Source organism: Streptomyces ruber (assembly GCF_014648075.1).
GTDB lineage: Bacteria > Actinomycetota > Actinomycetes > Streptomycetales > Streptomycetaceae > Streptomyces > Streptomyces ruber.
Window position 1 is genome coordinate 24,078 of the sequence record NZ_BMQK01000022.1, and the last position, 10,804, is coordinate 34,881.

The window sequence follows — 10,804 nt, forward strand, 5'->3', positions numbered from 1 at the left end:
GTCCGGCGGTGTGCTGTCCGGGCTTACCGTACCCGGCTCGCCCTGCGTGACCTGGCCACAGTCGCCACCCGTGACAGGACCGGTATCGCAACGTGCGCCGTTGTGCGAGCGACGTGACCCGGGTCACTGCTTGCTGTCGAGTACTGCCTGCATGACGCTCTTCGCGATGGGGGCGGCGAGACCGCCACCGGAGATGTCGTCCCGGTTGGCGCTGCCGTCCTCGACGACCACGGCGACGGCGACGGGCGAGCTGCCGTCGTCGGCCTTGGCGTACGAGATGAACCAGGCGTACGGCTTCTCGCTGTTGTTCAGGCCGTGCTGTGCGGTACCGGTCTTGCCGCCGACCGTGACGCCGTCGATCGCCGCCTTGGAGCCGGTGCCGTCCTTGACGACCGTCTCCATCATCTCCTGCAGCGCCTGTGCGGTCTCCGGGGAGACGGCCTGCGAGTACTCCTCGGGCTCGTGCGTCTCGATGGCGTCGAGGTTGGGCGCCTTGAGCTGGTCGACCATGTACGGCTTCATCAGCTTGCCGTCGTTGGCGACCGCGGCGGCGACCATCGCCATCTGCAGCGGGGTGGCGCGGTTGGACGCCTGGCCGATGCCGGCCATGGCGTTCTGCGGCCGGTTGTCCTCGGGGTAGACGCTCTCGGCGGCCCGGACCGGGATGTCGAGCTCCGGGTCGTCGAACCCGAACTTCTTGGCCTGCTTGATCATCTCCTCGTTGCCCACGTCGTCGGAGAGCTTGCCGAACACGGTGTTGCAGGAGATGCGCAGCGCCTCGCGCAGGGAGACGTTCTCGCAGTTCCCGTGCTCGTTGGTGAGGGGCTTCGTCGACAGGGGCAGCGGGTACGGGTCCGGCGTGTCGGTGGCCGAGTCGATGCCGTCGACCTTGCCGCTCTCCAGCGCCGCGGCGGCCGTGACCACCTTGAAGGTCGAGCCGGGCGGGTACGTCTCGCGCAGCGCCCGGTTCAGCATGGGCTTGTCCTCGTCCTTGTCCAGCTTCTGGAAGGTCTCGCTGTCCTTGGTGCTGATGCCGGCGAACGTGGACGGGTCGTACGACGGCGTGGACGCGAGCGCGAGGACCGCGCCGGTGGTCGGATCGAGGGCGGCGACGGCACCCTTGCGGTCGCCGAGTCCCTCGAAGGCCGCCTTCTGCGCGGCGGCGCTGAGGGTGGTGACGACCTGGCCGCCCTCCTTCTTCTTGCCCGTGATCATGTCGAGCGTGTTGCGGAAGAACAGCCGGTCGTCGTTGCCGGTGAGGATGCCGTCCTCGAGGCTCTCCAGCTGGGTGGCGCCCACGATCTGCGAGGCGTACCCGGTCACGGGCGCCCACATCTCGCCGTTCTTCCAGGTGCGCTTGTACTTGTAGTCCGTGCCCTCGGTGGCGGCCGACCCGGTGATGGCCTGGCCGTCGACGATGATGTCGCCGCGCGGAGTGGCGTACCGCTCGATGGCGACCCGGCGGTTGAACTCGTGGCTCTTCAGCTGGTCGGCCTGGGCGTACTGGAGCCAGTTGTCCCGGATGAGCAGCGTCAGGACGAGCAGTCCGCAGAAGATCGCGATGCGGCGCAGAGGCTTGTTCACGGTCGGACCACCTGGGTCATCTCGGCATCGGGGTTCGAGGCGGGCGTCGGAGCCGGTCGGCGTGCGGTGTCGCTGATGCGGATCAGGATGGCGATGAGGGCCCAGTTGGCGATGACGGAGGAGCCACCGGCCGCGAGGAACGGCATCGTCATACCGGTCAGCGGGATGAGTCCCATCACACCGCCCGCGACGACGAAGATCTGGAGGGCGAAGGCGCCGGACAGACCGACGGCGAACAGCTTGCCGAAGGGGTCCCGGGCGGCCAGCGCGGTACGGATGCCCCGCTCGATGATCAGCCCGTACATCAGCAGGACGGCCATGACGCCGGCCAGGCCGAGCTCCTCGCCGAAAGTGGAGAAGATGAAGTCGGAGTTGGCGGCGAAGCCGATGAGGTCGGAGTTGCCCTGGCCGAGCCCGGTGCCCATGACGCCACCGGAACCGAAGGACATGATCGACTGCCCGATCTGCTCGCAGGCGCCGGAGGTCTTGTAACAGCCGAAGGGGTCGAGCCAGGCGTCGACACGGGCCTGCACGTGGCTGGCGAACGAGGCCACGCCGACGGCTCCGCCGGCGGACATCAGCAGACCGATCACGATCCAGCTGGTCCGCTCGGTGGCGACGTACAGCATGATCACGAACATGCCGAAGAACAGCAGCGACGAACCGAGGTCGTTCTCGAAGATCAGGATGAGCAGGCTGACGGCCCAGATCGTGATGATCGGACCGAGGTCGCGGCCGCGCGGCAGGTAGAGACCCATGAAGCGGCGGCTGGCCAGGGCCAGGGCGTCCCGCTTCACCATCAGGTAGCCGGCGAAGAAGATCGCGATGATGATCTTCGCGAACTCGCCGGGCTGGATGGAGAAGCCGGCGACGTTGATCCAGATCTTCGCGCCGAAGACATCGGCCCCGACACCGGGCACCAGCGGCAGGAGCAGCAGCACCAGCGCGACGGCCATCGAGATGTACGTGTAGCGCTGCAGGATGCGGTGGTCCTTCATGAACACGAGCACCGCGACGAACAGGGCGAGGCCGGCGGCCGAGAACATCAGCTGGTTGGGGGCCGAGGGGCTGAAGGTGCCGTAGGCGCGCTCCGCCAGCTGCTGCAGGCGCTCCGACTGGTCCAGCCGCCAGATGACCACGAGACCGAGCCCGTTCAGCAAGGTCGCCAGCGGCAGCAGCAACGGGTCCGCGTACGCCGCGAACTTCCGTACGACAAGGTGACCGACGCCCGCGAGGAGGCCGAGACCGAGGCCGTAGGCGAGCAGGCCGGACGGCACTTCGCCGTTGATGGCCAGCCCGACGTTGGCGTAGGCGAACACCGGGATGGCCACGGCGAACAGCAGCAGCCCGAGCTCGGTGTTGCGGCGGCTCGGCGCGCCGATGGCACCGATCGTGGACGTGTGCTGCGTCGACGTGTTGGTTGTACTGCTCATCGTATGACGGGGCCCCTCACGGCTTGCCTACTGCTTACCGCACCGCGAGACCAGCTGCTGCTCTTCTTCGGAGAGGCTGGGACCCGGGTCGGGCTCGGGTTCGGCTGTGTTCGTCGCTGATGGCGAAGACTGTGGTGACTCTGATGACGGCGTTGACGGCGACGAGGACGGGTTCGGCGCCGCTGTGGCCTTGGACGTGACGGAGGTCCGTGTGGTTCCCGTGACTCCGCCGGCCTCGCCCTCGCCGGTCTTCGCGTTCCGCTCGCTCTCGGCCTGGCGGCGCTGGGCGTCTTTGCGGCAGGCGGACGCCTGGGTGGCGAGCTCGGCGATCTTCTTCTCGGCGTCCTTCAGACTGCCCTCGGCAATGGTCGCCTCGACCAGCTTCTGCTGGTACGGCGGCAGGTACTTGAGTTCGATCTCGGGGTGGTCCGTCTGGACCTTCGACAGCGAGACCCAGGCGAGGTCCTGGCTGATGCCCCGGTAGAGCGCGATGTGGTCCTCGTTGGCGCCGACGTAGTACTGCGTCTGCGTCCAGCGGTAACCCCCGTACACACCGCCGCCGATCACGGCGAGGGCGAGCACGGTGTAGAACGATCTCTTCAGCCACCGGCGCTGCTTGCGCGGCTTCTCGAAGTCGCCGTCGGCGTAGTCGCCGAAGCTGCCCGCCTGGACGTAGCCGGTGGTGTCGCCCGATCCGGGCGGACCGAACTCGCCGCCGCCCTGGCCGGATCCCTGGCGGCCGAGGCCGGCCGCGCGGCCGGCCGGTGTCTGCATGGCGCCGTTGTCGTGCAGCTGGTGCTGGTTCTCGGCGACCGCGCCCACCACGACCGGGGTGTCGGAGAGCTGCCCGGCCAGGGTGTCGCCGGAGTCGATGTCGAGGACGTCGGCGACGATGACCGTGATGTTGTCGGGGCCGCCGCCGCGCAGTGCCAGCTCGATCAGGTTCTGCACCGTCTCCTGCGGGCCCTGGTAGCTGGCGAGGGTGTCCTCCATCGTCTGGTGGGACACGACGCCGCTCAGGCCGTCGGAGCAGACCAGGTACCGGTCGCCCGCGCGGACCTCACGGATGGAGAGGTCGGGTTCCACGTGGTCGCCGCTGCCCAGTGCGCGCATCAGCAGGGAGCGCTGCGGGTGGGTGGTGGCCTCCTCCTCGGTGATGCGCCCCTCGTCGACCAGACGCTGCACCCAGGTGTGGTCCTGGGTGATCTGGGTGAGGACGCCGTCCCGCAGGAGGTACGCGCGCGAGTCGCCGACATGGACGAGGCCGAGCCGCTGGCCGGTCCAGAGCAGGGCGGTCAGGGTGGTGCCCATGCCCTCGAGCTGGGGGTCCTCCTCGACCATCGCGCGCAGCTGGTCGTTGGCGCGCTGCACGGCGCTGCCCAGCGAGGTCAGGATGTCCGAACCGGGCACGTCGTCGTCGAGCGCGACGATCGTGGAGATCACCTCGGAGGACGCGACCTCACCGGCCGCCTGGCCCCCCATGCCGTCGGCGATGGCGAGCAGGCGCGGACCGGCGTAACCGGAGTCCTCGTTGCCCTCCCGGATCATGCCCTTGTGCGATCCGGCGGCGAAACGCAGTGACAGACTCATGCGCACCTCGCCCGTCGGCTCCGGGTACATCCGCACGGTGCCCACCCTCCGGTCGGGAGCGCGCCGGGGCCCGGGGTGTGGGCCGCCGCGTGCTCGCTCCGCTCGCGCTCTTTCATGACGTAGCACTACTTCCGCAGCTCGATGACGGTCTTGCCGATGCGGATCGGCGCACCCAGAGGGACCGGCGTGGGTGTCGTGAGGCGGGTCCGGTCGAGATACGTGCCGTTGGTGGACCCCAGGTCCTCGACGATCCACTGGCCGTCACGGTCCGGGTAGATCCTGGCATGCCTGCTGGACGCGTAGTCGTCGTCCAGCACGATGGTGCTGTCGTGCGCGCGGCCCAGCGTGATGGTCTGCCCCTGCAGCGCGACCGTTGTGCCCGTGAGGGTGCCCTCGGAGACGACGAGCTTGGTGGGGGCGCCGCGGCGGCCGCGGCTGCCGGAACCCTGCTGGCGCTGTTGCTGCTGCGGCGGTGGCGTCTGTCGCGCGGCCGCCTGCTGCCTGGGTGCCTCACGGCGCGAACCCCGCTGGGTGACGCGCGTACCGAACAGGTCGCTGCGGATGACCTGCACGGCCACGATCACGAACAGCCACAGTACGGCCAGGAAACCCAGCCGCATGACCGTGAGGGTCAGCTCTGACATTGCCCCCGCTTCACCCTTCGGCTTGCCGGTAAATGATGGTGGTGCTGCCCACGACGATCCGCGAGCCGTCGCGGAGCGTAGCGCGGGTGGTGTGCTGCCCGTCCACCACGATGCCGTTGGTGGACCCGAGATCCTGGATCGTCGAGGGCGTTCCGGTCCGGATCTCACAGTGCCGGCGGGACACGCCGGGGTCGTCGATCCGCACGTCGGCCTCGGTGCTGCGGCCGAGTACCAGCGTCGGGCGGGAGATCTGGTGGCGGCTGCCGTTGATCTCGACCCAGTAGCGCGTGCGACCGGCGGCCGTGGGGGCCGCCGGGGGCCGCTGGCCGCCCGCGGGCTGCGGGTAGCCGTAACCGCCGGGGGGCGCGCCGGGCGGCGGCGCGGACGGCATGGGCGGGGCGCCCGTAGGCGCGGCGGGCTGCGGGTAGCCGTAGCCACCGGTGCCGCCGCCCCCCTGGCCGGGCCGGCCGGCCGTGGGGGCCGACGGGGGCGCCTGCTGGCTGGTGGAGGAGGCGAGCGTACGGCTGCGCACCCGGTACAGGCCGGTGTCGAGGTCGTCGGCCTTCTCCAGGTGCACCTTGATGGGACCCATGAAGGTGTAGCGCTGCTGCTTGGCGTAGTCGCGGACCATGCCCGCGAGTTCGTCGCCGAGCTGGCCCGAGTAGGGGCTGAGGCGCTCGTAGTCCGGCGCGCTCAGCTCCACGATGAAGTCGTTGGGTACGACGGTCCGGTCGCGGTTCCAGATGGTCGCGTTGTTGTCGCACTCCCGCTGGAGCGCTCCCGCGATCTCCACCGGCTGCACCTCGGACTTGAACACCTTGGCGAAGGTGCCGTTGACCAGACCTTCGAGACGCTGCTCGAAACGCTTCAGGACTCCCATGGGGCACCTCCTCCGTCGTCGTCGTCCTGCGTACCGCGTACGTACTGCTTACTGATCGTATCCACGCGCCGGGAAATCGGCTGGTTCCCCCTGTCAGCCCGGTCGACGGGTGTCGACGCCCACTGAAGTCCCCTCCCGAATTCCCGTCGGAGCCCGTGTTCGAACTCCGTCGCGCCTTGTCCCGCAGCCGTTCGTGGCGCTGCTGCGGGTACGTCCTGCACAGGTTCTGCAGGAGGTCCTGCGGTTCTTCTGCCAAGGATCGTAGAGGTGACGCCAGACCAGTGTCCCGCACCCGACCACGGACCTTGTCCGTCTCCTGGGGAGATGGCCGGGACCGGTACGAGGTTGATACGTGAACCAGCGTGTGGCGACGTGTGTCGGTGTGCGTCGGCATGGGAGGAGGTGGCTGTGGAGGGGGGAGCTGAAGGAGGGGGGAGGAACGGGAGGGGGGGAAGGCGAGAGAGGGGGAGGGGCGGGTGCTGGTGGGGCGCTGTTGATCAGCAGGGTTGATCGGCCGGCGTGGTCGACAGGGGGAGCGGTCGTGGTCGGTGGCGGTGAGTGCCGGGCCGGACCAAGGGATGTGAATCCACCCGCTCCGGCGTGCTAATCTTCTGCATGTCGGAAGGCGCCAGCACCGAAAGGGGCGGGAGCCGGAGGACACACCCAATGCGCGGGTGGCGGAATAGGCAGACGCGCTGGATTCAGGTTCCAGTGCCCGCAAGGGCGTGGGGGTTCAACTCCCCCCTCGCGCACAGCGGAAGGGTCTCCACCAGGACGGAAGTCCGGTGGGGGCCCTTTCTCGTTGCCCTCCGCGCTCGTGCGAGGTGAGGTATCCGCGCTCGCGCTCGTGCGAGGTGAGGTATCTCACGGTCGGTCGGTGAGGTGGTCGCTGCGGATGGCGCCCAGCCCGCTCACAGTCCGCTCAGGGGTGCGGGTGGGGCTGTGGGTGCGGGTCCGGAAGGGTGGGGTGTTCCAGAGCACGCTGCATGAGGAGCGTGTCGATCCATCGGCCGTGTTTGCGGCCGACGGCCGTCAGGCGGCCGGCCTCGGTGAAGCCGAAGCGGCGGTGCAGGGCGACCGAGCCCCCGTCCCCCGTGTCGGCGATCACCGCGATCATCCGGCGCACCCCGGCCGCGGCGGACCCTTTCAGCAGGGCGTCCAGCAGGGCCGTGCCCAGTCCTCGGCCGGTGTGTCCCGGCGCGAGGTAGACGGTGTCCTCGGCCGTGTGCCGGTAGGCGGGTTTGGGGCGCCAGGGGCTGGCGTACGCGTAGCCGACCACTGATGCGGTGTGGTCGTCGGGGACGTGGGGAACGGCGAGTTCGGCTACGAGGAAGGGCAGCCCGCGGGCGTTCCGGTCCTCGAGGACGCGCAGCCACTCGTCCGTGCTCCGAGGCTCCTCGTCGAAGGTGGCCAGCGTCTCGGTGACGTAGTGGGCGTTGATCGCCGCGATGGTTCGGACATCCTCGGGCGTCGCCGGACGGATCAGCACGGACATGGCAGTTCCCTTCTTCAGCCCTTCCCCAACCCTTCTCCAGCCCCTTCGCAGGGACTCCTCGGGATCGCACGAGTATGTCGTCGTGGAGTCCGGAGCTCCCCGGTTGACCGGTGCCAGTGCCAGTGCCAGTGCCGGTGCCGGTGCCGTGCCGGTGCCGGTGCCGGGGCCAGTGCCGGTGCCGTCGGCGGACGGGCTGTGACTTCGAGGTTGTCCACAGGGTCTGACGCCTCACGTCGAGCGGCTGTACGGTCGTCGGGGGGCCGAGGTGGTGTTCGTGTACGGGGGAGGCGGTGCGGATGCCGGCGCAGGAGGCGGGCGGGGCGCGGTTGCCCTGGGTGCGGGGCTTCGCACGATGGCCCTCGCGGGACTCGCCCAAGGCGGAGGGGAAGGCGCTGCGCGAGCGGGTGCGTCGAGCGGCGCACGCCGAGCTGACGCTCGACGCCGGCCGGCCGGACGCGGTGGCCGCCGTCGAGGCTTCCAACCGGGGCCGGATCCCCGAGCTCATGCCGCTCCGGGTCGGCAGGATGGCCGCGACACCGTTCGCGTTCCTGCGCGGCTCGGCCGGTCTGATGGCGTACGACCTCGTGCGGACGCCCATGACGGGCATCGGCGCCCAGATTTGCGGCGACGCGCACGCGGGGAACTTCGGCCTGTACGGCGACGCGCGCGGCGGACTGGTCATCGATCTCAACGACTTCGACGAGACCGTCCACGGACCGTGGGAGTGGGACCTCAAGCGGCTCGCCACGTCGCTGGTGCTGGCCGGACGGGAGGCGGGCGCGTCCGAGCACCGGTGCCGGGAGGCGGCGCACGACGCGGCGGGGGCCTACCGTCGCACGATGCGGCTGCTCGCCAAACTGCCGGCACTCGACGCGTGGAACGCCATCGCGGACGAGGAACTGGTCTCCCACACCGACGCCCACGACCTGCTGGGCACGCTGGGGCGGGTGCAGGAGAAGGCACGGGCGAACACGAGCGGTCGGTTCGCGGCGAGGTCGACACGGGTGCTGGACGACGGCACGCGCCGTTTCGTGGCCGCGCCTCCGGTGCTGCGTCGCATCCCGGACACGGAGGCCGCGGCGGTGGCGGTCTCCCTGGAGGAGTACCTCGGCACCCTGCCCGAGGACAGGCTGCCCCTCCTCGCCCGCCACGCGGTGCACGACGTCGCGTTCCGAGTGGTCGGCACGGGCAGCGTGGGCACGCGCTCGTACGTCGTCCTCCTCCTGGACCACCGGGGTGAGGCGCTCGTCCTCCAGGTCAAGGAGGCCCGTCCCTCGGTGCTGGTACCGCACCTGGGCAAGGCCGGCTTCGACGTCCCGGAGGTGTCCCACGAGGGCCGCCGGGTGGTCCTCGGCCAGAAGCGCATGCAGGTCGTCAGCGACAACCTCCTCGGCTGGACCACGGTCGGCGGGCTCCCCTTCCAGGTACGCCAGTTCCGCAACCGCAAGGGCAGCGTCGACCCGGCCGAGCTGGCCACCGACCAGATCGACGACTACGCCCGCATGACCGGAGCGCTTCTGGCCCGTGCCCACAGCCACAGCGCCGACCCGCGCCTGGTCGCCGGTTACTGCGGCAAGAGCGAGGAGCTGGACGAGGCCGTCGCGTCGTTCGCCGTCGCCTGTGCCGACCGCACGGAGGCGGACCACGCCGAGCTCGTGACCGCCGTCAGGGAGGGGCGGGTGGCGGCGGAGCAAGGGGTCTGAGGGGCGGCTGCCGACAGTCCGCGGGAGGGGGAGCGGGTGGTGCCCGGAGGCGTGAGGGGGCGGTCCGCGGGTGGTGCCCGGACGTGTGCGGAGGCGGTCCGGTCGGACAGGTGTGGCCTACGCTGGTCGGGTGACGAGCCCGGAAGCCGATCAGTTTCAGTTCCAGCCCGAGACCGATGCCGGGTTCCCGGCCGGTGCCGCCGCCGATGACGGTGCCGCCGCCGAGACCGTCGCCGGCGAGCCGCAGGGGCAGGTGCGGGGCGGCGATGCCGGGGGCGAGCGGCCCGAGGCGCGGCTGGAGCGGGCCGTGCGCGCGGCCGAACATGCGTTGATCGAGTTCGAGATCGCCGTGGAGACCTTCCGCGTCGAGGTGGAGAACTTCTCGAGGCTGCACCACCAGAAACTGGGGCCGATGTACGCCCGGCTCGATGAGCTGGACGCGCAGATCGCCGAGGCGAAAGCCGCGCGCACCGGGGATCCGGAGGACGTACGCGCGGCTCACGAGGCCAGGGCGCGGGTGATGCCCATGCCGGGCGTGGAGGAGCTGTTCCACGGCTGGATGGACTCGGACGGCCTGTTCCCCGAGGCCGCCGCCATGCTCACCGACCAGCCCGTACGGCCGCCGGAGCGGGTGCGGCCGAGCGAGGAGGCCCGCAGGCTCTACCGGGAGCTCGCGCGCAGGGCCCATCCGGACCTGGCGCAGGACGAGGGCGAGCGCAAGCGGCGGGACGAGTTCATCGCCCGGGTCAACGCCGCCTACGGCCGTGGGGACGAGGCGCTGCTGCGGGAGCTGTCCGAGGAGTGGGACGCCGGTCCCGTCGCCGAGGAGAGCAGGCCCAGCCGCAGCGAGGAGCTCTACGCCCGCCTCGAATGGCTCGCCCGGCGCAAGGAGCTGCTCACCCTGGTCGCCCGGGAACTGGAGGAGGGAGCCATCGGCGCGATGCTGCGCCTGGCACCGGACGACCCCGACCGCCTCCTCGACGAGATCGCCGAACAGCTCCTCGCCCAGGTGGCCGAGCGCGAGGCGGAGCTGTCGCGGTTCCTGTCCCAGGGGTAGGCCGCGCTCGGGGCGCCCGCCGGTCGGGTAGCGCCAGCCGGTCGGGTAGCGTCGGACGCATGCATTTCGGAGCTGGTGTGCCCACGGTGGAGGTCGCGGACCTCAAGGACGGCGACTTCCTGCTGGACGTCCGCGAGGACGACGAGTGGCAGGCGGGCCACGCCGAGGGGGCGCTGCACATCCCCATCAGCGAGTTCGTGGCCCGGTACGGCGAATTCACCGAGGCGGCGCCGCAGGACGGCCGGGTTCATGTGATCTGCCGGAGCGGCGGACGATCGGCGCAGGTCACGATGTACCTCGCCCAGCAGGGCATCGATGCCGTGAACGTCGACGGCGGCATGCACGCCTGGGCGGCCGCCGGACGCCCGGTCGTGGACGACAAGGGACAGTCGGGCTTCGTGCTCTGACCGGTCGGCGA

Annotated in this window: 9 protein-coding genes and 1 tRNA gene; 4 read left to right on the top strand and 6 right to left on the bottom strand. The window is 70.4% G+C overall.

Features of this window, described 5'->3' with window-relative positions; all coding sequences use genetic code 11:
* Positions 1-123 precede the first annotated feature (123 nt).
* The 5 genes from IEZ04_RS30710 to IEZ04_RS30730 form a co-directional block, all read right to left on the bottom strand.
* Entirely contained in the window at positions 124-1,584 is a 1,461-nt protein-coding gene (locus tag IEZ04_RS30710) for a penicillin-binding transpeptidase domain-containing protein (protein WP_189220250.1), read from the bottom strand.
* Complete coding sequence (locus IEZ04_RS30715) at positions 1,581-3,017, bottom strand: FtsW/RodA/SpoVE family cell cycle protein (protein WP_189220251.1); 1,437 nt, start codon at positions 3,015-3,017, stop codon at positions 1,581-1,583. Before IEZ04_RS30715 ends, IEZ04_RS30710 begins: the two co-directional genes overlap by 4 nt.
* A 27-nt stretch (positions 3,018-3,044) precedes the next feature.
* Positions 3,045-4,607, bottom strand: a complete 1,563-nt coding sequence (locus IEZ04_RS30720) for a Stp1/IreP family PP2C-type Ser/Thr phosphatase (protein ID WP_189220252.1) — start codon at positions 4,605-4,607, stop codon at positions 3,045-3,047.
* Positions 4,608-4,732: 125 nt separating this feature from the next.
* Positions 4,733-5,251 carry an FHA domain-containing protein FhaB/FipA gene (locus IEZ04_RS30725; protein ID WP_189220253.1) on the bottom strand — a complete coding sequence of 173 codons (519 nt, stop codon included), beginning with the start codon at positions 5,249-5,251 and terminating at the stop codon, positions 4,733-4,735.
* Between the two features lie 10 nt (positions 5,252-5,261).
* Positions 5,262-6,131, bottom strand: coding sequence for an FHA domain-containing protein (locus IEZ04_RS30730; RefSeq protein WP_189220254.1), 870 nt, complete (start codon positions 6,129-6,131; stop codon positions 5,262-5,264).
* A 668-nt stretch (positions 6,132-6,799) separates the two neighbouring features.
* Here IEZ04_RS30730 and IEZ04_RS30735 point away from each other — a divergent pair.
* A tRNA-Leu gene (locus tag IEZ04_RS30735) sits at positions 6,800-6,883 on the top strand.
* Positions 6,884-7,053: 170 nt separating this feature from the next.
* Here IEZ04_RS30735 and IEZ04_RS30740 read toward each other — a convergent pair.
* Positions 7,054-7,626, bottom strand: a complete 573-nt coding sequence (locus IEZ04_RS30740) for a GNAT family N-acetyltransferase (RefSeq protein ID WP_189220255.1) — start codon at positions 7,624-7,626, stop codon at positions 7,054-7,056.
* A gap of 296 nt (positions 7,627-7,922) precedes the next feature.
* Here IEZ04_RS30740 and IEZ04_RS30745 point away from each other — a divergent pair, with 296 nt between their 5' ends.
* The 3 genes from IEZ04_RS30745 (at position 7,923) to IEZ04_RS30755 (ending at position 10,793) form a co-directional block, all read left to right on the top strand.
* The gene (locus IEZ04_RS30745) at positions 7,923-9,329 is read left to right on the top strand and encodes a DUF2252 domain-containing protein (protein WP_189220256.1); all 1,407 of its coding nucleotides are present in this window, start codon (positions 7,923-7,925) and stop codon (positions 9,327-9,329) included.
* Positions 9,330-9,459: 130 nt separating this feature from the next.
* Positions 9,460-10,386: a J domain-containing protein gene (locus IEZ04_RS30750; protein ID WP_373296385.1), complete on the top strand. Its 927-nt coding sequence runs from the start codon at positions 9,460-9,462 to the stop codon at positions 10,384-10,386.
* 77 nt (positions 10,387-10,463) lie between these two features.
* Positions 10,464-10,793, top strand: coding sequence for a rhodanese-like domain-containing protein (locus IEZ04_RS30755; protein ID WP_189220313.1), 330 nt, complete (start codon positions 10,464-10,466; stop codon positions 10,791-10,793).
* The last annotated feature ends 11 nt before the right edge of the window (positions 10,794-10,804 follow it).